The organism is Micromonospora sp. L5, assembly GCF_000177655.2.
Taxonomy (GTDB): Bacteria; Actinomycetota; Actinomycetes; order Mycobacteriales; family Micromonosporaceae; genus Micromonospora; species Micromonospora aurantiaca.
The window spans coordinates 6,710,030-6,732,432 of record NC_014815.1 but is presented as its reverse complement, the minus strand read 5'-3'; the positions used below and the strand labels follow the sequence as shown (position 1 = coordinate 6,732,432).

Annotated in this window: 18 protein-coding genes and 1 tRNA gene; 15 read left to right on the top strand and 4 right to left on the bottom strand. The window is 73.3% G+C overall.

Features of this window, described 5'->3' with window-relative positions:
• Positions 1 to 6: 6 nt before the first annotated feature.
• The 6 genes from ML5_RS30075 to ML5_RS30050 all read left to right on the top strand — a co-directional run bounded on the left by ML5_RS30075 (position 7) and on the right by ML5_RS30050 (position 8,963).
• Positions 7 to 870, top strand: a complete 864-nt coding sequence (locus ML5_RS30075) for a hypothetical protein (protein ID WP_013477410.1) — start codon at positions 7 to 9, stop codon at positions 868 to 870.
• A 1-nt stretch (position 871) separates the two neighbouring features.
• Positions 872 to 2,569, top strand: coding sequence for a murein biosynthesis integral membrane protein MurJ (gene murJ, locus ML5_RS30070; protein ID WP_013477409.1), 1,698 nt, complete (start codon positions 872 to 874; stop codon positions 2,567 to 2,569).
• Positions 2,566 to 3,699, top strand: a complete 1,134-nt coding sequence (locus tag ML5_RS30065; protein WP_013477408.1) for a glycosyltransferase family 4 protein — start codon at positions 2,566 to 2,568, stop codon at positions 3,697 to 3,699. The genes murJ and ML5_RS30065 overlap by 4 nt, the downstream gene beginning before the upstream one ends.
• On the top strand, positions 3,699 to 6,248 hold the full coding sequence (locus ML5_RS30060) for a hypothetical protein (protein WP_013477407.1): 2,550 nt from the start codon (positions 3,699 to 3,701) through the stop codon (positions 6,246 to 6,248). Before ML5_RS30065 ends, ML5_RS30060 begins: the two co-directional genes overlap by 1 nt.
• A gap of 344 nt (positions 6,249 to 6,592) precedes the next feature.
• Positions 6,593 to 8,323, top strand: a complete 1,731-nt coding sequence (locus ML5_RS30055) for a CTP synthase (protein ID WP_013285590.1) — start codon at positions 6,593 to 6,595, stop codon at positions 8,321 to 8,323.
• Positions 8,324 to 8,357: 34 nt separating this feature from the next.
• Positions 8,358 to 8,963: an NUDIX hydrolase gene (locus ML5_RS30050; protein WP_013285591.1), complete on the top strand. Its 606-nt coding sequence runs from the start codon at positions 8,358 to 8,360 to the stop codon at positions 8,961 to 8,963.
• Between the two features lie 63 nt (positions 8,964 to 9,026).
• Here the strand turns inward: ML5_RS30050 and ML5_RS30045 are convergent, their stop codons facing one another.
• Positions 9,027 to 9,341 (bottom strand): TM2 domain-containing protein, encoded by a 315-nt coding sequence (locus ML5_RS30045; RefSeq protein WP_225319689.1) that lies wholly within the window; start codon positions 9,339 to 9,341, stop codon positions 9,027 to 9,029.
• A 225-nt stretch (positions 9,342 to 9,566) separates the two neighbouring features.
• Here ML5_RS30045 and ald point away from each other — a divergent pair, with 225 nt between their 5' ends.
• The 9 genes from ald (at position 9,567) to ML5_RS30000 (ending at position 18,155) form a co-directional block, all read left to right on the top strand.
• Positions 9,567 to 10,682: an alanine dehydrogenase gene (ald, locus tag ML5_RS30040; protein ID WP_013285593.1), complete on the top strand. Its 1,116-nt coding sequence runs from the start codon at positions 9,567 to 9,569 to the stop codon at positions 10,680 to 10,682.
• 11 nt (positions 10,683 to 10,693) lie between these two features.
• Entirely contained in the window at positions 10,694 to 11,665 is a 972-nt protein-coding gene (locus tag ML5_RS30035) for a site-specific tyrosine recombinase XerD (protein ID WP_013477406.1), read from the top strand.
• A 194-nt stretch (positions 11,666 to 11,859) separates the two neighbouring features.
• Entirely contained in the window at positions 11,860 to 12,783 is a 924-nt protein-coding gene (locus ML5_RS30030; RefSeq protein WP_013285595.1) for a ParA family protein, read from the top strand.
• Between the two features lie 41 nt (positions 12,784 to 12,824).
• Entirely contained in the window at positions 12,825 to 13,913 is a 1,089-nt protein-coding gene (locus ML5_RS30025) for a ScpA family protein (RefSeq protein ID WP_013477405.1), read from the top strand.
• Positions 13,914 to 13,917: 4 nt separating this feature from the next.
• Positions 13,918 to 14,922 carry an SMC-Scp complex subunit ScpB gene (scpB, locus tag ML5_RS31785; RefSeq protein ID WP_013477404.1) on the top strand — a complete coding sequence of 335 codons (1,005 nt, stop codon included), beginning with the start codon at positions 13,918 to 13,920 and terminating at the stop codon, positions 14,920 to 14,922.
• Positions 14,909 to 15,679 (top strand): pseudouridine synthase, encoded by a 771-nt coding sequence (locus ML5_RS30015; protein WP_013477403.1) that lies wholly within the window; start codon positions 14,909 to 14,911, stop codon positions 15,677 to 15,679. The genes scpB and ML5_RS30015 overlap by 14 nt, the downstream gene beginning before the upstream one ends.
• A 171-nt stretch (positions 15,680 to 15,850) precedes the next feature.
• The gene (gene cmk, locus ML5_RS30010; protein WP_013477402.1) at positions 15,851 to 16,531 is read left to right on the top strand and encodes a (d)CMP kinase; all 681 of its coding nucleotides are present in this window, start codon (positions 15,851 to 15,853) and stop codon (positions 16,529 to 16,531) included.
• Positions 16,528 to 17,934 carry a ribosome biogenesis GTPase Der gene (gene der / locus ML5_RS30005; protein WP_013285600.1) on the top strand — a complete coding sequence of 469 codons (1,407 nt, stop codon included), beginning with the start codon at positions 16,528 to 16,530 and terminating at the stop codon, positions 17,932 to 17,934. The genes cmk and der overlap by 4 nt, the downstream gene beginning before the upstream one ends.
• A gap of 147 nt (positions 17,935 to 18,081) precedes the next feature.
• Positions 18,082 to 18,155, top strand: a tRNA-Pro gene (locus tag ML5_RS30000).
• Positions 18,156 to 18,269: 114 nt separating this feature from the next.
• On the opposite strand, the gene ML5_RS29995 is transcribed toward ML5_RS30000, so the two are convergent.
• From ML5_RS29995 to ML5_RS33150, 3 genes are all read right to left on the bottom strand, one after another.
• On the bottom strand, positions 18,270 to 19,481 hold the full coding sequence (locus ML5_RS29995) for a site-specific integrase (RefSeq protein WP_013477401.1): 1,212 nt from the start codon (positions 19,479 to 19,481) through the stop codon (positions 18,270 to 18,272).
• 3 nt (positions 19,482 to 19,484) lie between these two features.
• A complete protein-coding gene (locus tag ML5_RS29990) occupies positions 19,485 to 19,694 on the bottom strand; it encodes an AlpA family transcriptional regulator (protein WP_030504821.1) in 210 nt (69 codons plus the stop codon).
• A 780-nt stretch (positions 19,695 to 20,474) separates the two neighbouring features.
• Positions 20,475 to 22,397 (bottom strand): Hsp70 family protein, encoded by a 1,923-nt coding sequence (locus ML5_RS33150; RefSeq protein ID WP_013477399.1) that lies wholly within the window; start codon positions 22,395 to 22,397, stop codon positions 20,475 to 20,477.
• Positions 22,398 to 22,403: the final 6 nt, after the last annotated feature.

The window sequence follows — 22,403 nt, the reverse complement described above, 5'->3', positions numbered from 1 at the left end:
GGTCCCGTGAGACTGGGTCGGCTGCTGGCCGTGGGCGCGGGAGCGCTGGCCGCCCGCTACGTGCTGCGTCAGACGCGTACGTCGCCGGGCGGGCCGGCGTTGGAGCGCACCAACTACCGGGGCCGCACGGTGACCCTGGCCGCCGGTCCGGCTTTGGCCGTCGGCGCGGCCACCGGGGCCGCGCTGGGCGCCGGTAGCGCCCCGGCCGGCGCCGCCGCGCTCGTCGCCGGGCTCGGCGCGGGCGCTGTCGGCCTCTACGACGACGTGGTCGGCGCCCGCCCCGAACAGAAGGCCGCGAAGGGGTTCGCCGGGCATCTCGCCGCGCTGCGCGAGGGTCAGGTCACCGCCGGGATGGTCAAGGTCGCCGGGGTGGGCGTGGCCGGGCTGGGCGCCGCCGCGCTGCTCGCCGCCGACCGGCGGGTCGCCGCGCACCCGCGCCGCCAGCAGGCCGGTGCGTTCGGCCGCGGGCTCGACGTGCTGCTCGGCGCCGGCGTGGTGGCCGGCACCGCCAACCTGGTCAACCTGCTCGACCTGCGGCCCGGCCGGGCGTTGAAGTCCGGCATGCTGCTCGGCGCGCCGCTGACCGCCGGCCCGTACGGCGGCCTCGCCGCGGGCGCCGTGGGCGCGTCGGCCGCGCTGGTCGGCGACGACCTCGGCGAGCGCGTCATGGTGGGCGACAGCGGCGCCAACGCGCTCGGCGCGCTGCTCGGCGTGAGCCTCGCCGCGCGTACCGGGCCGCTGGGCCGGGCCGGCGTGCTGGCCGTGCTCGCCGCGCTCACCGCGGCCAGCGAGAAGGTCAGCTTCACCCAGGTCATCGCGCGGACCCCGGGACTGCGGCACCTCGACGAGCTGGGCCGGCTCCCGGACTGACGTGACGAAACCGGCTCCTCTCGCCGCCGCCGGCCGGGTCGCCGGGGCGGCCGCCCTCATCGCCGTCCTCACCGTCCTCAGCCGGCTCGCCGGCTTCGGCCGTACCGCCGTGTTCACCTGGATGCTGGGCCCCACCGATCTCGGCAGCGCCTACCTGGTGGCCAACTACGTCCCGAACTTCATCTTCGAGATCGTCGCCGGTGGGGCGCTCGCCAGTCTCGTCGTACCGCTGCTGGCCGGCGCCGTCGAGGCGGGTGACCGGCGCGCGGTGGCCGCCACCACCGGCGCGCTGCTGACCTGGACGCTGAGCCTGCTGGTCCCGCTGGCGGTGCTGCTGGCGCTGTTCGCCGACCCGCTGCCGGGCCTGATCGGGAACGGTCTCAGCGAGGCCCAGCAGGCATCCGGGGCGCGGATGCTGCGGGTCTTCGCGCCGCAGCTGCCGCTGTACGGCGTGGGGATCGTGCTGACCGGTGTGCTCCAGGCGCACCGCCGCTTCGCCTGGCCGGTGATCGCGCCGCTGCTGTCGAGCGTCACGGTCATCGCCGTCTACCTGGGCTTCACCGCGCAGCAGGGGCGGCTGGCCACGATCGGGGAGGCCGGACGCGGCGGCGAGCTGCTGCTGTCCGCCGGCACCACGCTCGGCGTGGTGGTGCTCTCGCTGTCGCTGCTGATCCCGGTGCGCCGCCTGCGGCTGCGGATCCGACCGGGCTACCGCTTCCCTGCCGACGCCCGCGCCCGGGTCGGCGGTCTGGTGGTTGCTGGGGCGGTCACCGTGGCCGCCCAGCAGATCGCCCTGGTCGTCGCGCTCAACCAGGTCACCTACGGCCGGACCGCCGACGTCAGCGTCTACAACCTCGCCCAGACCGTCTACTTCCTGCCCTGGGCGGTGCTGGCCGTGCCGCTCGCGGTGGCCGCGTACCCGACGCTCGTCGCGGCCCGGGCCACCGGCGACGAGCGCGCCTACCGGGAGACCCTGGCCTCGGCGGTACGCGGGGTCGTGCTGCTCAGCCTGCTCGGCGCCGCCGCGCTCGTCGGCACCGCGATCCCGGTCGGGCACTTCTTCTTCTCCGATGCGCTCGACGCGCGTACCGCGGCGGCCGGGATCGCCGGTTTCGCGCCCGGCCTGGTCGGCTACGGCCTGTTCGCGGTGCTCACCCGCGCGCTGTACGCGCGGGGAGAGACCCGCGCGGCCACAGTGGCCACAGCGCTCGGCTGGCTCAGCGTGCCCGCGCTCGCCGTGGTGTCCGCGCAGGTGGCGCCGCTGGCCGACCGGGTGCTCGCGGTGACGCTGGCGACCTCGGCCGGCATGCTGCTGCTCGGCGTGCTGCTGATCGCCGCGGTCCGGCGGGCCGCCGGTGGCGAGGCGCTGGCCGGTGTCGGCCGGGCCGGCGCCGCCGGGCTGCTCGCGGCCGTCGTCGCCGGTGCCGGCGGAGCGGCCGTCTCGGCGGGACTCGCCGGGCTCGGTGACGGCACCCCGACGACACCGTGGGCCCTCGCGCAGGGCATGCTGTCCGGGGTCGTGGTCGGTGTCCTGTTCCTCGCCGTCGCCTGGCTGACCGACGCCCGCGACCTGCGGCCGCTGCTCGCGACCGTGACCCGCCGGCTGCGCCGGCGACGCCCGGCCGGCGGGGACGACGGCCCGCCGGCGCAGCAGCACCCCGGCGAGCGGGGTGACGGAAGGGAGACCGTTTCCTCATGACGGACGCCTCGCCGGCACCGCGCTGGCCCGGGTCGGTGGCCCTGGTGCTCGCCTCCAGCACCGGCGGGGTCGGGCAGCACGTGCGCTCGATCACCCGTGGGCTGACCGAGGCCGGCGCGTCCGTGCTGGTCTGCGGCCCGGCCGCCACCGAGGAACAGTTCGACTTCACCGGCGCCGGGGCCCGGTTCACGCCGGTGGAGATCCCGGCCAGCCCCACGCCGGGCGACGCGCGCGCGGTCACCGCGCTGCGCCGGGCGCTCGCTGACACACCCGTCGACGTGGTGCACGCGCACGGGCTGCGCGCCGGCCTGGTGGCCGCGCTCGCCCGTCCCGCCGCGCCGCTGGTCGTCACCTGGCACAACGCGGTCCTCGCCGGTGGCCTGCGCGGCGCGGTGTCCCGGCTGGTCGAGCGGGTCGTCGCCCGGTCCGTGCGGGTCGCGCTGGGCGCCTCCGCCGACCTTGTCGACCGCGCCGCTTCCCTCGGCGCCGCCGACGCCCGCCTGGCCCCGGTCGCGGCGCCGGCGCTGCCCGCGCCGCGGCGCCGCCGCACGGCGGTACGCGCCGAGTTCGCCGTCGCCGCCGACCAGCAGCTGATTCTCTCGGTGGGCCGGCTGCACCCGCAGAAGCGGTACGACGTGCTGATCGACGCCGCCGCCCGCTGGCGGACCCGTACTCCCGCCCCGCTCGTGGTGATCGCCGGCAGCGGTCCGGCGTACCTGCCGCTGGCCGCCCGGATCTCGGCCGCCCGCGCGCCGGTGACGCTGCTCGGGCACCGCACCGACGTGGCGGACCTGCTGGGCGCCGCCGACCTGGCGGTGGTGACGAGCGACTGGGAGGCTCGCCAGCTGTTCGCGCAGGAGGCGCTGCGGGCGGGCGTACCGCTCGTCGCGACCGCCGTCGGCGGGCTGCCGGACCTGGTCGGCGACGCGGCGGTGCTGGTGCCGCCGGGCGACGTGGACGCCGTCGACGCGGCCGTGCGCGACCTGCTCGACGACCCCGTACGCCGGGCCGATCTGGGCCGTCGCGGCCTGGCGCGGGCCGCGACCTGGCCCACCGAGGCGGACACCGTGGCCGCGCTCGCCGGCCTCTACGCCGAGCTGACACCCCAGCTCTCCACCGGGAACCGCTGATGCTGCGCAGACTGACCCCGGTGCTGCTGACGCTGGTCGTGGTGGCGCTGGGCATCACCGCGCTCTCCGCCCGCCCGGACGAGGGTGCGACCCGGCCCGGCGCCGACTTCGTGGTGCTCGTCGGCGCGGCGGGCCTACGGTGGGACGACGTCGACCCGGAGAACACGCCGACGCTGTGGCGGATGGCCGAGCAGGGTGCGATCGGGTCGCTCTCGGTACGCTCCGCGCACCGCCCCACCTGCCCGGTCGACGGCTGGCTCACGCTCGGCGCGGGGAACTTCGCCGCCTGGCCCGGCGCCCGCCCGGGCGGTGGCTGCCCGGCCACCGGTGTGACAGTCGAGCGGCCCGACGGCATCGGCGCGAACCTGCCCGACCAGCCCAGCGCGGTGGCGCACAACCAGGAGCAGCTCTCCTGGGGCGCCACACCCGGCGCGCTGGCCGAGTCGGTGCGCTGCTCGGTGGCCGTCGGTCCGGGTGCCGCCGTGGCCGCCGCCCGCCCGTTCGGCCGGGTCGACAGGTACGCGCCCACGCTCCCGGAGAAGCCGGCGGAACTGCTCGGCTCCTGCGTGCTGAGCATCGTCGACGTCGGCACCGTCGACGACGACGACCCGGAGGTACGGGCCGCCCAGGCGCGGCAGGCCGACGCCCGGCTGGCCCGGGTGCTCGCCGCCCGGCCGCCGCGCTCGCTGGTGCTCGTCGCGGGCGTGTCCGACACCGACTCCCCGGCGCGGCTGCACGTCGCGATCGCCGACGGACCCGGCTGGGAGGGCGGCTGGCTGACCTCGCCCAGCACCGCCCGGTCCGGCTACCTGCAACTGATCGACCTGGCCCCGACCGTGCTCGCCGTGCTCGACAAGCCGATGCCGGAACGGGCGTTCCTCGGCCGGCCCGCGGTGACTGTCGACGACCGGCCGGACGACCTGCGGGCCGCGATCGAGGCGCCGGCCGACGCGGACCGGGAGGCAGCCGCCCAGCGCCGCGTCGCCGGCTGGTTCTTCACGCTGCTCGCCGCCGCCCAGCTCGCCCTCGCGGTGGCGGTGCTGCCGCTGCTGCGCCGCGCCCGCCGGCTCGCCGGACCGCACGGGCCGGAACCGGTGTCCCCGCGGATCGTGGCGGTGGTGGAGCTGCTGCTGATCGCCGCCGCGCTGGCAGTGCCCGCAGCGTTGCTCGCCGACGCCGTGCCCTGGTGGCGCGGCGACCACGCGGGCCTCTGGTACGCCTCGGTGACCGCGCTGCTCATCGTCGGCGGCACCGCCGCGGTCCGGTTCAGTCCCGGACACGAGCGCACGCTCGGTCCGCTCGGGGCGGTCGCCGGGCTGGCCACGCTCGTCGTCGGAGTGGACGTGCTCACCGGCTCCCGGTTGCAGCTCAACGGCGTGGTCGGCTACTCGGCGCTGGAGGGTGGCCGGTACGCCGGGCTCGGCACCGTCGGGCTGGGCGTGTTCATCGCCGGGGCGCTGCTGTGCGGCGGCTGGCTCGCCCAGCGGTTCCGCAAGGGCTGGCGGCCGATGGTGATGGTGACGGTCGGCGGGCTCGCCGTGGTGATAGTGGGCAGCCCGTACCTGGGGGCCGACTCGATCGGCGCGATCGCGCTCACCGCCGGGGTCAGCGTCGCGGCCGCGATCTGCAGCGGCGGCTGGCTGACAGTGAGCCGGCTGGCCTGGGCGACCATGGCCGCGCTGACGGTCACCGTCGGCTTCGCCCTGGTCGACCTCGGCCGTCCCGCGGACGAGCGGGGCAGCCTGGGCCGGTTCCTGGCCGCTGTGGGCGACGGCACCGGCGGGCTCACCGTGCACCGGTCCAGCAGCTCCAACATCCAGACACTGGTGAACAGCCCACTGACCGTGCTGGCCCTGGCCGGGGCCGCGCTGGTCTGGCTCGCGCTGCTCCAGCCCTGGGGCGGGCTGATGCGGCTGTTCGGCATCTACCCGGCGATCCGGGCGGCGATGGCCGGCACCGGCGTGGCCGTCGGGCTGGGCGGCCTCCTCGGCGGGTCGGCGCTGGACGTGGCCGGCGCGGCGGCGGCCCTCGTGGTGCCCATGGCGGCCCTGGCGGCGCTGCGGGTGCTCGACCACTCCACCGACCGTACGGTGCCCGACAGCGGGCGTGGCGGCGGCGAGACGGGCGCGGTCCCACCGGGCGGCCCGGACGACTCCTCCAGGGGCGGCGCGGCCGGCGGCCCGGCCGGCGACGGTGCGGGTGGCGACGGTGCGGCCGGCGACGGTGCGGGTGGCGACGGTGCGGCCGGCGACGGTGCGGGTGGCGACGGTGCGGGTGGTGGTCGGTCGGCGGGCGACGGCTCGGCCGGTGACGGTGCGGACGGTGACGGTGCGGCCGGCGACCCGGGGGAGGCCGGGGAGCCGGCCGGACCGGACGGGCAGGACTCCGCAGGCACGGAGGCGCCGGACGGGCCGCGCCCCGCTGGGACGGACGGAACGCGGTCCGCTGGCACGGAGGCGCCGGACGGGCCGCGCGCCGCTGGCACGGCCCGCGGGGCGCCGGTGCCCGCACAGCCGACCCCGGCGTCCTCGGACATCCCTGCCCGCTGACCCCGCCCGCGCGGCCCGCCAGGTCTGCCACCCGCCAGGTCGGGGAGGTGGCGGGGTCGAGGCCCGGTGGAAGGCACCACATCGGCGAGCTGGTGTCGATCAAGGGGCCGGACCCGGGCCGGACCCGGGCCGGAGGAGGGCCGGAGGAGGGCCGGAGGAGGGCCGGGAGAGGGCCAGGGGAGCGCCGGGGGAGGGCCGGCACCGGCCTCACGTGCGCCGACAGCGGGTGCGACGCCGGCTCACGGTCCGGATGGTGTTACCGTGGAATCCCGTGGATCGCGTGATCACTCTGCTGATCGGCACGGCGGTTCGCACGACCGCTACGGACGACACGGGAGCAGGCCTTGGCCCCAACAGCACGGACGACCAGGCACATTTTCGTCACCGGGGGCGTCGCCTCCTCGCTGGGTAAGGGCCTCACCGCCTCCAGCCTCGGCAGTCTGCTGACCGCGCGCGGACTGCGCGTGGTGATGCAGAAGCTCGACCCGTACCTGAACGTCGACCCCGGGACGATGAACCCGTTCCAGCACGGCGAGGTCTTCGTCACCGAGGACGGCGCCGAGACCGACCTCGACGTCGGGCACTACGAGCGGTTCCTCGACCGGGACCTCTCCGGCAAGGCGAACGTCACCACCGGCCAGATCTACTCGGCGGTGATCGCCAAGGAGCGGCGCGGGGAGTACCTCGGCGACACGGTGCAGGTCATCCCGCACATCACCAACGAGATCAAGGCCCGCATCCGCGGCATGGCCGACCCGGACGCGGACGGCCAGGTGCCCGACGTGGTGATCACCGAGGTCGGCGGCACTGTCGGCGACATCGAGTCGCTGCCGTTCCTGGAGTCGATCCGGCAGATCCGCCACGACCTGGGCCGGGACAACTGCTTCTACCTGCACGTGTCGCTGGTGCCGTACCTGGCGCCGTCGGGCGAGCTGAAGACCAAGCCGACCCAGCACTCGGTGGCGCAGCTGCGCAGCATCGGCATCCAGCCCGACGCGCTGGTGCTGCGCTGCGACCGGGAGATCCCGGAGAAGGTCAAGGAGAAGCTGTCGCTGTACTGCGACGTCGACCGGGAGGCGGTCACCGCCGCGCCGGACGCGCCGAGCATCTACGACATCCCGAAGGTGCTGCACCGCGAGGGCCTCGACGCGTACGTGGTGCGCCGGCTCGGCCTGTCGTTCCGCGACGTGGACTGGACCCGCTGGGACGACCTGCTGGAGCGGGTGCACCAGCCCCGGCACACGATCACCGTCGCGCTGGTCGGCAAGTACGTCGACCTGCCCGACGCGTACCTGTCGGTGAGCGAGGCGATCCGGGCGGCCGGGTTCGGCCACCGCGCCCGGGTGCAGCTCAAGTGGGTGCCCAGCGACGACTGCGTGACCCCGGCGGGCGCCGCCGCCGCGCTGTCCGGCGTCGACGGCATCGTGATCCCCGGCGGCTTCGGCGTCCGCGGCATCGAGGGCAAGGTCGGCACCGCCCGGTACGCGCGGGAGAACGGCATCCCGCTGCTGGGCCTCTGCCTCGGCCTCCAGTGCATGACCATCGAGGTGGCCCGGCACCTGGCCAACCTCGACGGGGCGAACTCGCTGGAGTTCGACGAGGAGGCCGTGCACCCGGTCATCGCCACCATGGCCGACCAGGAGGACATCGTCGCCGGGCGCGGCGACCTGGGCGGCACCATGCGGCTCGGGGCGTACCCGGCGAAGCTGGCCGAGGGCTCGATCGTCGCCGAGGCGTACGGCAGCACCGAGGTCAGCGAGCGGCACCGGCACCGGTACGAGGTGAACAACGCCTACCGCGACCAGCTCACCAAGGCCGGTCTGACCATCTCCGGCACGTCGCCGGACGGGCGGCTGGTCGAGTTCGTCGAGCTGGACCGCAACCTGCACCCTTTCTTCGTGGCCACCCAGGCGCACCCGGAGCTCAAGAGCCGCCCCACCCGGCCGCACCCGCTGTTCGCCGCGTTCGTCGGCGCCGCCGTGGCGTACTCGCAGGCCGACCAGCTGCCGGTGGACCTGGACGGCGCGTCGAAGAAGGCCGGCCGCGGCGGTGGCGCGAAGGCGTCCGCGAAGTGAGCGGCCGGTCCGCGCGGGCGCGCGGGGAGGCGGCGTGAGCGGCGTCGAGCACCGGTACGAGGTGACCGGCCGCCGGGAGATCTGGTCCGGCCGGATCTTCTCCGTGGTCAGCGACGACGTCACCATGCCCGGCGGCGGCAGCGCGACCCGCGACTACGTGCGGCACGTCGGCGCGGTCGCCGTGGTGGCGCTCGACGACGCCGGTCAGGTGGTGCTGATCCGCCAGTACCGGCACCCGGTCGGCCGGCACCTGTGGGAGCTGCCCGCCGGGCTGATGGACGTCGGCGGCGAGGACCTGGCCGCCGCCGCGCTGCGGGAACTGGCCGAGGAGGCGGACCTGACCGCCGGACGTGTCGACGTGCTCGTCGACCTGCACAGCTCGCCCGGTTTCGCCGACGAGGTGGTGCGGGTGTTCCTGGCCCGCGACCTCGCCGACGTGCCGGCCGATCAGCGGCACGACCGGCACGACGAGGAGGCCGACCTCCAGGTGGTCCGCGTGGACCTGGACGAGGCGGTGCGGATGGTGCTGGCCGGCGAGATCACCAACGCGTCCTGCGTGGCCGGGCTGCTCGCCGCCGCCCGCGCCCGCGACACCGGCTTCACCGAGCTGCGCCGCCCGGAGGCGCCGCTGCCGCGCTGATCCGCAAACGACGAGGGGCCGCCCGGCGCACTGCGCCGGGCGGCCCCTTCCGTGCGCCTGTGGTCAGTCGCGCAGAGGGCGTCCCTGCCCGTCGACACCGCCGTTGACGAGGATCAGGATGCCGTCGACGAGGCCCCAGATCGCGCCGAAGCCGCACGTCACGAGCGTGACGATGAGCTGGATGACACCGGTCTTGGTGTCGCCCATGTAGAACCGGCCGATGCCGAAGCCGCCGAGCAGGATCTGAAGCACACCCGCGACGACCTTGCTCTTGTCGGAGACGCCCTGCGGGTACTGCTGATAAGGAGTGGTCATGAGCGGACACAATAGTGATCGGTTCACGTCCTGTCGGCCTCGCCGCTCAGCCGATGGGAAGATGTCATCGAACTTTGTCCTCTCGGCGGATGGCGTCTCCACCGGGCAGTCCGGGGCATGCCTGACACACCGTCAGGACCAGCGGGCACCGGATGTCACAGTGTCGCCGCCCGTGGGCTTCCCACGGGCCTAGACTGCCGCCGGCGGGACAGGCGGACCGCGCCGGCAACGGAGCCGGCGCGGCCGCGCAGTCGGGGGTGAGCCGCCCCGGAGGAAGGTGTCTGCATCGTGAAGGTCGGAATCCCCCGCGAGGTCAAGAACCACGAGTACCGGGTGGCGATCACGCCCGCCGGCGTCAACGAGTTCACCCGCCACGGCCACGAGGTCTTCGTGGAGGCAGGCGCCGGAGTCGGTTCCAGCATCACCGACGACGAGTTCGCCGCCGCCGGCGCGAAGATCCTGGCCACCGCCGACGAGGTGTGGGACACCGCCGATCTGGTGCTGAAGGTCAAGGAGCCGATCGCCGAGGAGTACCACCGGATGCGCGAGGGGCAGGTGCTGTTCACCTACCTGCACCTGGCCGCGTCCCGCGAGTGCACCGACGCGCTGGTCGACCGGAAGGTCACCGGCATCGCGTACGAGACGGTCGAGCTGCCCGACCGCTCGCTGCCGCTGCTCGCCCCGATGTCCGAGGTGGCCGGCCGCCTCGCCCCGCAGGTGGGCGCCTTCTACATGATGCGTACCGGCGGCGGGCGGGGCGTGCTGCCCGGCGGCGTCTCCGGTGTGTACGCGGCCAAGACCGTGGTCATCGGCGCGGGCGTGTCCGGCCTGAACGCCGCCGCCATCGCGCTCGGCCTCCAGTCCGAGGTGCTGCTGCTGGACAAGAACGTGGCCCGGCTGCGCCAGGCCGACGCCATCTACCGGGGCCACCTGCAGACCGTCGCCTCCAACGCGTACGAGATCGAGCGGGCCGTGCTCGACGCGGACCTGGTCATCGGCGCGGTGCTGGTGCCCGGCGCGAAGGCCCCGAAGCTCATCTCCAACGAGCTGGTCTCCCGGATGAAGCCGGGCAGCGTCCTCGTCGACATCGCCATCGACCAGGGCGGCTGCTTCGAGGACTCGCGCCCGACCACGCACGCCGACCCGGTCTACAAGGTCCACGACTCGATCTTCTACTGCGTGGCGAACATGCCCGGTGCGGTGCCGAACACCAGCACCTACGCGCTGACGAACGTCACCCTGCCGTACGCCCTCGAACTGGCGAACCAGGGCTGGCAGCAGGCGCTGCGCAACGACCCGGCGCTGGCCCTCGGTCTGAACACCCACGCCGGCAAGGTCGTCTACGGCCCGGTCGCCGAGGCGCACGGCATGGACGTGCTGCCGCTGGATGAGGTGCTGAGCTGACCGACGCCGCTGTGCGCAGGGCCGGCGCGGAACCCGCGCCGGCCCTGCGCCGTGCGGTCCGGACCTACCTGGACCACCTCACCGTCGAACGCGGGCTGTCCGCGAACACGCTCGCCTCGTACCGCCGGGACCTGGACCGCTACCTCGCCACACTGGCCGCAGCCGGGGTGGACGACCTGGCCGCCGCCGGGCCCGCGCAGGTCGAGGCCCACCTGGCCCGGCTGCGCGCCGGCGACGACGACCACCCGCCGCTCGCCGTCTCCTCCGCCGCCCGCGCGGCCAGCGCGGTCCGCGGCCTGCACCGCTTCGCGCTGCGCGAGGGACTCGCCGGCGCCGACCCCAGCCGCGACGTCCGGCCGCCCGCGCCGCCGCGACGGCTGCCCCGCGCGCTGCCCGTCGACGCGGTCCTGCGGCTGCTGGAGGCCGCCGGCACACCCGGCGCCAGCGGCGACGCCGCCGCCCGCGCGCTGCGCGACCGGGCGCTGCTGGAATTCCTGTACGGCACCGGCGCGCGCATCTCCGAGGCGGTCGGCGCGGCCGTCGACGACCTCGACCTGGACGCCGGCACGGTGCTGCTGCGCGGCAAGGGCGGCCGGACGCGGCTGGTCCCGGTCGGCGGGTACGCGGCCGACGCGCTGCGCGCCTGGCTGGTCCGGGGCCGCCCGGCGCTGCTCGCCGCCGGGCGCGGCACCCACGCGGTGTTCGTGAACGCGCGTGGCGGCCCGCTCACCCGGCAGGGCGCCTGGGCCGTGCTGCGTACCGCCGCCGCACGTGCCGGCCTGCCGGTCGACGGTCCCGACGCGGTCTCCCCGCACACGCTGCGCCACTCGTACGCCACCCACCTGCTCGACGGCGGCGCGGACGTGCGGGTGGTGCAGGAACTGCTCGGCCACGCCTCGGTGACCACCACCCAGGTCTACACGCTGGTGACTGTGGAGCGGCTGCGCGAGGTGTACGCGACAGCCCACCCCCGCGCCCGCTGAGTGCCGACGTGGCCGGACCTGGTTGACGGGCGGCCGACACGCCGACCCGCTACCGAACGCGCTGCTGGCCGGTGGCGTACAGTCGGCATCGGCGCGGGCCTCCAGGTACGACGGACCGGGGGTGCGCAGCGGCGCCGCGAGGGACGTCGGACGGCTCCGACGCCGGGTGGTCGTCGGGAGGGGGCAACGAGGACATGGCAGGAAACGGTGACCGTGCCGAGACCTGGACGTCGGAGCTCCGTGAGCAGCAGGCGACGCTCGGTGCCGATCTCGGCCCCGCCGACCCGGCCGCGTACACCATGCGCAAGCCGATCCCCGAACCCATGCCGACCGACCGGCACGGCCCGGCGCGGATCATCGCGATGGCCAACCAGAAGGGCGGCGTCGGCAAGACCACGACGACCATCAACCTGGGCGCGGCCCTGGCCGAGTACGGCCGCAAGGTGCTGCTCGTCGACTTCGACCCGCAGGGCGCCCTCTCCGTCGGGCTGGGCGTCAACCCGCACAACCTGGACCTGTCGGTCTACAACCTGCTGATGCAGGACGACGTCACCGCCGAGGACGTCCTCATCAAGACCGACGTGGCCGGGCTGCACCTGCTGCCCGCCAACATCGACCTCTCCGCCGCCGAGATCCAGCTGGTCAACGAGGTCGCCCGGGAGATGGCCCTGGCGCGGGTGCTGCGGACCATCCGCAAGGAGTACGACTTCATCCTGATCGACTGCCAGCCCTCGCTGGGCCTGCTGGCGATCAACGCGCTGACCGTCGCGCACGGCGTGCTCATCCCGCTGGAGTGCGAGTTCTTCAGTCTGCGCGGTGTGGCGCTGCTGCTCGACACCATCGACAAGGTGCGCGAGCGGCTCAACTTCGACCTGGAACTCGAAGGCATCCTCGCCACCATGTACGACAGCCGCACCACCCACTGCCGCCAGGTGCTCCAGCGGGTGGTCGAGGCGTTCGGCGACAAGGTCTACCAGACCGTCATCACCAAGACGGTGAAGTTCCCCGAGTCCACGGTGGCCGGTGCACCGATCACCACCCTCGACCCGGCCTCCTCCGGCGCGCGCAACTACCGGCAGCTCGCCCGGGAGGTCATCGCCGCCCAGGCGGACCGGTAGGGCGCACGCCGGCCGCCCGCCGCGTCGTCTACGGTTTCCCGGTGACCGCACCGCCCCTCGACCCGCCGCACGGCCCCGGCGACCCCGCCGTCGCCGCGGAGCTGGCCGCCGAGGTCGACGGTGTGGTGCCCGCCGAGCCGGGCACCGGCGAACAGACGAGTGGCTTCACGGTCCGGCTCGACAACTTCACCGGCCCGTTCGACCTGCTGCTCCAGCTGATCAGCAAGCACAAGCTGGACGTCACCGAGGTCGCGCTGCACAAGGTCACCGACGAGTTCATCGCGTACCTGCGCGCCATGGGCGACCAGTGGGACCTGGACGAGACGAGCGAGTTTCTGCTCGTCGCCGCGACACTGCTGGACCTGAAGGCGGCCCGGCTGCTGCCCTCGGCCGAGGTCGAGGACGAGGAGGACCTGGCGCTGCTGGAGGCGCGGGACCTGCTGTTCGCCCGGCTGCTGCAGTACAAGGCGTACAAGGAGGCCGCCGCGCACATCGCCGAGCTGGAGGCGGTCGGCGGCCGGCGCTACCCGCGGGCGGTCACACTCGAACCGCGGTACGCCGAGGCGCTGCCCGACCTGGTACTCGGCATCGGTCCGGAGCGGCTGCGCAAGCTCGCGGTCAAGGCGATGAGCCCGAAACCGGTACCCGAGGTCTCAATCGCCCACGTGCACATGGTCCGGGTCAGCGTCCGGGAACACGCCGGCATCATCGCCGACCGGCTGCGCCGCGCCGGGATCGCCACGTTCTCGCTGCTCTGCGCCGACTGCGAGATGACGCTCGAGGTGGTGGCCCGGTTCCTGGCGCTGCTGGAGCTGTACCGGCAGGGGCTTGTGGCGTTCGTGCAGGAGCAGGCGCTGGAGGAACTCACTGTCCGCTGGACCGGCCCGGCCGACGGCGATGCCGAGCTGACAGTCGACGAGTACGCCGGCAGCCCCGAACCCACGACCACGTCCGTCCCCGCCGCGCCGCCCGACGACCCGGCTGCTCCGGCCGAGGACGCTGCCGCGGTGGCCGGCGATGCCGCCGAATCCGCTGGCGCCACCGTGCCGGGCGACGTCGCCGCAGCCGCCGCATCCGACGCCGCCGTGCCCATCGAGGCGGCGGACGAACCCGCACCGACGCAGGAGTGAACGGATGAGCGACGAGGAACGGCGCGACTCCCTGGCCGACCAGGCCGCCGCCTGGGTGCCCCCGTGGGAGCGCCCCGCCCCGCCCAAGCCGGCGCCGGACGACTCCGACCCGCCCGCCGAGCACCCGGCACCCGAGATCGCGGACACCGCCGGTTACCGGGAAGCAGATCTCGACGCGACACCGGATTCCTCGGCGGATCTTGGAAGCGAAGGGCCCCCAGAGGGGCCCATTCCTTCCAAGATCGCCACGGTTCAGGGGGATCTTGGTGCGGGGACGCCCCTCGGAGGGCGGGACCGTACCAAGATCTCGGGAGAGGCCGGGACGGACGACGTCGGGCGGGACGTCGCCGAGGCCGCGCAGGAAGCGGCGCCGCGGGCGGGCGGGGGAGCGGGGGCTGACGGCGTACCCCCTAAGCGGGGACGGCGGCGGGCCGTGCCGGAACCGGCGCCCGCGCCCGTCCTGGACGACGCGGAGCTGCGCGGCGCCCTGGAGGCGATCCTGCTCGTGGTGGACCAGCCGGTCAGCGAGCTGGTCCTGGCCGAGATCCTCGAACAGGCGCCGGAACGGGTCGGCGCGATGCTCGACGAGATCGCCGCCGGATACACAGCGGCCGGGCACGGGTTCGACCTGCGCCGGGCCGCGGGTGGCTGGCGTCTCTACACCCGGCCGGAATACGCGACGTACGTGGAACGGTTCGTACTGGACGGGCAGTCCGTGCGGCTGACCCAGGCCGCGCTGGAGACCCTCGCCGTGGTTGCCTACCGGCAGCCGGTGACCCGTTCGCGCATCTCGGCCATCCGGGGTGTCAACTGCGACGGGGTGCTCCGTACCCTGGTGGGTCGCGGCCTGGTCGAGGAGTGCGGCACCGAAGCGGACAGCGGCGCCTACCTCTACCGGACCACCACCATGTTCCTGGAGAAGCTGGGGCTGAACTCGGTGGACGACCTGCCGCCGCTCGCCCCGTTCCTTCCCGACGACGTAGAAGAGCTTGCCGATGCGACGCGATGACCGTGCCCCGAAGCCCGACGCCCCCGTGTACGAGGGCGCCGAGCGCCTCCAGAAGGTGCTCGCCGCCGCGGGGGTGGGTTCCCGGCGCGCCTGTGAAGACCTGATCTTCCGGCGCCGGGTCACAGTCAACGGGCGGGTGGCGCAGCTCGGCGACAAGGCCGACCCGGCCCGCGACGTGATCGTCGTCGACGGAGAGCGGCTCCAGGCCGACGTCCGCCTGGTCTACGTGGCGATGAACAAGCCGCGCGGGGTGGTCACCACCATGGCCGACGAGAAGGGCCGCACCGAGCTCGCCGACTTCATCGGCGCGCGGCTGGAGCAGCGGGTCTACCACGTCGGGCGACTGGACGCCGACAGCGAGGGCCTGCTCCTGCTCACCAACGACGGCACTCTCGCCCACAAGCTCATGCACCCGTCGTACGAGGTACTCAAGACCTACCTCGCCGAGGTGGCCGGGCCGATCCCGCGCAACCTGAGCAAGCGGCTGACCGCCGGCGTCGAGCTGGAGGACGGGCCGGTGAAGGTCGACGGGTTCAAGGTGGTCGACACGCTTGGCAAAACCGCCCAGGTGGAGCTGACCCTGCACGAGGGGCGCAAGCACATCGTCCGGCGCCTGATGGCCGAGGTGGGACACCCGGTGAGCCGTCTGATCCGTACCTCGATCGGTCCGATCAAGCTCGGCGACCTGCGCACCGGGCGGATGCGGCGGCTGACCAACGCGGAGGTCGCCGCCCTGTTCAAGGCCGTGGGTGACTGACCCCGACGATCGGGGTACGGCTCCCGGTAGGCTTCGACGCGGTCCGCGGGCCGGCACACGCCGGCCCGGTGGGACGCCCGCGCGGCGCGGGCATGATTCAAGACGGAACATCCGCTCAACGGCGCCCGGCAAACCGGGCGACCCGCGAGGTACGGGCTGAGGAGGACAACGGTGGAGGAAAACGTACCGGCCGGGCGATGCGTGGTCGCTGTGGACGGGCCGTCCGGTTCGGGTAAGTCCACCGTGTCGCGGCGACTGGCCACGGGCCTCGGCGCCCGCTACCTCGACACCGGCGCCATGTACCGGGCGCTGACCTGGGCGGTCCTGCGCTCCGGCGTGGAACTCACCGACGCCGAGTCGGTGGCAAAGGTCGCCGCCGAGGCCGACCTCGGCATCGGCACCGACCCCCAGGGGTACGCCGTGACAGTCGACGGCACCGACGTGTCCACAGCCATCCGCGGCGCCGAGGTGACCGGAGCCGTCTCCGCGGTGGCCGCCGTCGCCGCCGTACGCGAGCTGCTCGTGGACCGGCAGCGGCGGGTGATCGCCGACGCGGGTCGGATCGTGGTCGAAGGCCGGGACATCGGCTCGGTGGTCGCGCCGGATGCGGACCTGAAGGTGTACCTGACCGCCTCCGAGGCGGCGCGCGCGAAGCGGCGCAGCGCCGAGGACGCCGCCGACGTCGCGGCGACCGCTGCCGACCTGGCCCGCCGGGACCGGCTCGACTCGACCCGCAAGGTCAACCCGCTGCAGCAGGCCCCCGACGCGGTGGTGCTGGACACCACCGAGCTGGGCATCGACGAGGTCGTGGCGCGTCTGCGGGACATGCTCACCGAGCGGGGTGCCGCGTGAGCGAGGACTTCGAAGGCTGGGTGGAGTTGCGCGAGCCGGAGGCCGACTCCGGTGAGCCGACCGGCCCGCAGCCCGTGGTGGCAGTGGTCGGCCGCCCCAACGTCGGCAAGTCCACGCTCGTCAACCGCATCATCGGCCGTCGGCAGGCGGTCGTGGAGGACATCCCCGGCGTGACCCGGGACCGGGTGCCCTACGACGCGCAGTGGAACGGCCGGGCGTTCACAGTCGTGGACACCGGCGGCTGGGAACCCGACGCCAAGGACCGGGCCGCGGCCATCGCCGCCCAGGCCGAGATCGCGGTGGTCACCGCCGACGTGGTGCTGTTCGTGGTGGACGCCATGGTCGGCTCGACCGACGTGGACGAGGCCGCGGTGAAGATGCTGCGCCGCAGCGCCAAGCCGGTCATCCTGGTCGCGAACAAGGCCGACAACACCACCATCGAGATGGAGGCGACCTCGCTGTGGTCGCTCGGCCTCGGTGAGCCGTTCCCGGTGTCGGCGCTGCACGGCCGCGGCTCCGGCGACCTGCTCGACGCCATCCTGGACGCGCTACCAGAGGCGCCGAAGATCGTGGAGAACCGGCCGCGCGGCCCGCGCCGGGTAGCCCTGGTCGGCCGCCCCAACGTCGGCAAGTCCAGCCTGCTCAACCGCTTCTCCGGCGAGGAGCGGGCGGTCGTCGACTCGGTCGCGGGCACCACAGTCGACCCGGTCGACAGCCTGGTCGAGATCGGCGGCGAGACGTGGCAGCTGGTCGACACCGCCGGTCTGCGCAAGCGGGTCGGCAAGGCCAGCGGCACCGAGTACTACGCCAGCCTGCGCACCGCCTCGGCGATCGAGGCGGCCGAGGTCGCCGTGGTGCTGATCGACTCCAGCGAGGTGATCAGCGAGCAGGACCAGCGGATCCTCACCATGGTGGTCGAGTCCGGCCGGGCGCTGGTCATCGCGTTCAACAAGTGGGACCTGGTCGACGGCGACCGCCGCTACTACCTGGACAAGGAGATCGACCGGGAGCTGCGACGCATCCCCTGGGCGATCCGGCTGAACCTGTCCGCGAAGACCGGCCGCGCCGTCGACAAGCTCGCGCCCGCGCTGCGCAAGGCCCTGGCCAGCTGGGAGACGCGCATCCCGACCGCGCAGCTCAACCAGTGGCTCACCGCGCTGGTCCAGGCCACCCCGCACCCGGTACGCGGCGGACGCGCGCCACGCATCCTGTTCGCCACCCAGGCCGGAGCGGCCCCGCCGCGCTTCGTGCTGTTCACCACCGGGCCGCTGGACGCCGGCTACCAGCGCTTCGTCGAGCGCAAGCTCCGCGAGGAGTTCGGCTACGAGGGCAGCCCGATCGAGATCTCGGTACGCCCGCGCAAGAAGCTCGGCCCCGGCGGCCGAGGCAAGGCCCACGGCTGACCTCTGGTCGCCGCTTGTCGCCGCACGCCACCCTCCTAGGACGCTCTAGGGGGCGTGGCGTGCGGCGCGGGAGGGGCCTCTGCGCACGGTGCGAAGATCCTGCGCTAAGCTGTACCGGCTGCCGCGGGGGAGACCTGGCGGGGGCATCGGGACGTGGCGCAGCTTGGTAGCGCACTTGACTGGGGGTCAAGGGGTCGTCGGTTCGAATCCGGCCGTCCCGACAAAGAAAAAGCCCTGACCAGCGGGAACACTGGTCAGGGCTTTGATTTTCTTCGATGGAGATTTGAACCGCCCCCCGAAAACCCCCCATTTACGCGGTGCGGCAACCAAGTTCGTCATCGGTGTGCATCGTTCTCTCCTGGCGACGATCCTTGGTTGCTCGGGTGGCTACCGAGCCGTTCGAGGATGCCGGACACGTCTGGGGCTTGTACCGGCTTGGCGATGTAGTAGGTGTCGGTGACCTCCTCGCTGGAGTGCCCGAGCTGCGCTGCCGCGCTCTTGGTATCGATCTCCTCCTTGATGAGGGTGGCGACGGTCTTTCGGAAGGTGTGCGGGGTGACCCAGTCGAGGTCGGCTTCGGCGCGGGCCTGGCGCCACTGACGGCGGACGTTGTTGGGGGAGAGCCAGGTGCCTCGTCGGGAAGCGAAGATCGCGTCGTGGGGGTTGTCCGCGGCAGTGGGTTTGCGGGCCATGAGCATGCCGACCGCGAACCGGGGGAGGACGACCCTCCGGTAGCCGGCGTCGCTCTTGGTCCAGGGCTGTCGGAAGAAGCCCTGGCTCTTGATGAAGACCAGCGTTCCGCAGATCGTCAGGGTTGGTCGTTCGGCGGCGAGGTCCAGGTCCTCCCAGCGGAGGGCCAGGATCTCGCCGATACGGGCGCCGGTGGCGAGCATGAGGTCGACGACGTCGGCCAGGTCACCGCTGTGCCGAGGCCCGGGCTTACCAGGGATCGGTCGCTGCCATTCGCGGATCGCCGTACGGACGGCTTGGAGTTGCTCGGCAGTCAGGACGACGACGGCGCGGCGGGGTTTGCGGAGCCGGCCGGTGTCGCGGACCGGGTTGGTGGGGATGGCGCCGTGACGTACGGCCAGAGCGAACATCTGACTGAGTACGACCTTCACGCCTTTGGCGGCTGAAGGGCGGTCCTTGGCGATGTCGCGCAGGAACCGGTCGAGGCGTCCGACGCTGGCTTCCCGGATTCGGAGGTTGCCGAGGGCCGGCAGGATCGAGGTGCGAACGCTGGTCGCGTATCGGTGGATGGTTTGTGGCGCGATGCGTTCCTCGGCGGTGATCTCTTCGACCCACAGTTCGGCGAGGGCGCTGATGCGCGTTTCGCGGGTGATCTCGTCGTCGGTGGGGGTGGCACGGTCGCGGAGTTTGACCTTCAAGGCCCGTTCGGCGGCCGGGCCTGTGGTGTCGGTGGCCTCGATGTCGCGGGTGATGCCGTCGTAGTCGCGGAACCGGGCGCGTGCCCGGAATCTCTTCGGACCGAGTTTCTCGATCCGGATTTTTCCGGAGGTGCCGATGGCCAGTTCAGGTCGGGCCATGGTTCACCGCTCCGCGTCGGTGTGGTCTTCGAGCCAGCGCTCGACCTCGCTGCGCCGGTAGCGCAGGGTGTTGCCGACGCGGATGGCGCGAGGGCCCTTGCCTCGGCTGTGCCAGGCGTAGAGGGTGTTCTTGGGCTTGCCCAACCAGGCCGCGAGGTCGTCGATGGTCAGGAGCGGGTCTGGCCGCCATTCGGAGGCGGCGGGGCCGTTCATCGCCCGTCCAGGACGTCGGTCGAACCGGGCTGCCAGCGCCGCGTCGTGCGGTTGGCAGTCGGCCGGCGTGGGTCGGCACCTGGTCTGAATTCCGGGCCGGTTCGGGGTCGGGGCGGGCATGGATCGTGCTTCCTTTCGTTGGCCCGGCGTTGCTGGGGCCGGGGGTGAACGGGGTCGTCGCTACGACCCGCGGGTGCGGCATCTGACAGCTGTGGCCGTCTATCCATCCGTTGTGTCCCCCAGGGGTCAAGCCAAGGGCTGGGCTTGTCCTCGAAGAGGCATTGCAGGCTCGGTGTCGATTGCAGACGGACGGCGTCCCCCTGGTCCTGCGGACCGCTGGATGGCGGGCAGAGGGCGTCAGTCGAGCCCTCGCTCGCCAGTTGCGAGACGCGGTGCGTCCCCGTACCGAGCTGGGTGTGGAAACGTGCGATCCGGGTCGCGGTGCTTGTGCGCCCGGTCATCTCGATGCAGATTGGGAAGTTCTGGAGTGTTCTCATCGTCAGTTGCCTTTCGGTCAGGCTGATGTGTGGGTTGGTGCTGGTCGTGGTCTGCGATATCCGGGCGCGTGGAACCGGTGACCTCCTTGCGTCAGAGGGCATGCGTGGCTGGCCCGCCGAGCAGAGAGGCTCGGCAGGCTGGCTGGATTGAATGGACGGCCCGCCGAGATCGGCGGGCCGTCATCTGTTGGAGCGCTGCCTGGTGCTCACGCCGGTGGCGCCGTCATTGGCCGGACAGCGGTGAGTCCCGAGGGTTGGCGCCGTTGTTTGCTCTGACGACTCGTCAGGCTGTGTGGCTGCTGCCCGCGAGTCGGCGCAATGCCTGCCCGGCGCCGGGGTAGGCGAGCCGCAAGGTGTAAGCGGCGAGTTGGACGGCCCACCAGGTGAGGGCGACGAGGTAACCGACCAGCAGGGCGCTGCTGGTGTCGCTGGTGAAGACGATGGCGTAGCCGATGGCGAGGCCGGGGACCGTGATGGTGCGGGTGGTGCGGCTTCGGCTGGTGGTCAGGGCGGTGGCGATGCCGAGCAGTGCTGCTCCGGCGCTGCCGATGAGGCCGGGCATGCCGGTCAGGTCGACCGGTGGGGTGAGGGTGATCGCCGCGCGCATGAGGCAGATGCCGGTGGCGGCGATGGCGGCGGGCAGGGCCGCCGGACGGGTGCGCGCGAGCCAGTTGGACAGTTGCGGAGCCGCGATGCGGGGAGCGGTGGCGGCGATGATCGCCGCGCAGGCGGCGAGGGGGAGCGCGGAGCCGAGGGTCCATTTCAGGTATGGCTCGTAGCCGAACTGGACGGAGGTGCCGGTGGCGAGGCCGTAGAGGGCGGCGGCGGTTGATCCGCCGACGGCGGCGGCGAGGTATCCGCGTCGGATGAGGTGGCCGGTGGTGGGTTTGGAGGTGGCTGCGTCGGTGGTGCCGGCGAGCCAGGTGGTGGGGGCGAGGTGCGCCACGGCGAATGCGGTGAGCATGGTGAGGGCACCGGCGATGCCCAGTTGAGGCAGGGAGAGGCGGACGCCGACGACCTGGACGGAGTAGGTCGTGACGATGTCCGCGGTGAGGATGGTCTGTAGGAGCACGGTGAGCGAGCAGACGCCGAGGATGATGGCGCTGGTCAGGTCACGGACGCGGAGCCGAACTCGTGGCAGTGCGGTGTCGTTGGCGGTAGTTGCTGTCTGGTGATGGGCTGCGGTGAGCGCTAGGGCGCCGTCAGCGAGGGCGTGGGAGTGACCGTCGAGGGCGGTCGGCGTGTGCCCGGTGACGGCCGCGAGGCGTTCCTGCAGGCCCGGGATTGCTCGGGCTTCCCGGTGGATCACGTGGCTGAGGTGCTGCTGGCCGATGTCGGCGGCGTCGAAGATGTCTTGCACGGCATTGGCGGTCTCGTCGAGGAGGGGCTGCGCTGCGGCGGTGACGTCGTCGCGGGTCAGAACGGCCGGCGGGCGGGGCGAGGGCAGGAGAACGGGTGCGCGTTCCTGAGTTGAGAGGGCGGTCCTGGCCTGGCGGATGGACTCCAGCAGTGCCGCGTCGGCTGGCTCGGGTGTGGCCTCTTTTTCGGTGCGGTGTGAGGGGTCGTCCGTGATGCTGCGGGTCAAGAGGTGCTGCGCGAGGTCTCGGTCCAGGTCGCGGCTCGGCCTCACCTGGCGGGTGGCGAGTTCCCGGTACCCGTCGGGGCTGACTTGCAGGACGGTCAGCGTGATTGGACGCCGCTCGGCATCGCAGATCAGCAGACATGTGCCATCCGGGACGTGGCCTGTCGTCGCGTAAGCGGCGAGTGCTGCTGGCGCGGTGACCATGGCCGGTGCGGGCAGGCCTGCCCGGGCTGCCGCGTCGGTGAGATGCCCCCGTCGGCGCGGTCCCCAGGCCGACGGGATGGTCACGGTCAGAGCGGCGACCGGTACGGCGACTTGGCGGACTGCCTGGTCCGCGACGTACCACAGCTGCCCGGCGAGCAGCTGTACGGCGTCCACCGGCGGCTCGGCGTCAGCCGCGTGCAGGAGGTCCACCGGGTCGCGGATGAACCGGTGACCTACCGAGGGCTCCGGCAGCCCGTTGACGCCGGGGTGTAGTTGACCGGCGGGGTCGATCACGATGCCGTGCGGCATGACGATGCGGCCGTTGAGCAGCACGGGGATCCGGGTGCCATCGAGGTCGACGGTGGCGGCGATTACCGACGACGTGAGATCGATCGATAGTCGCGTGCCCCCGCTTGGCATGCGAGG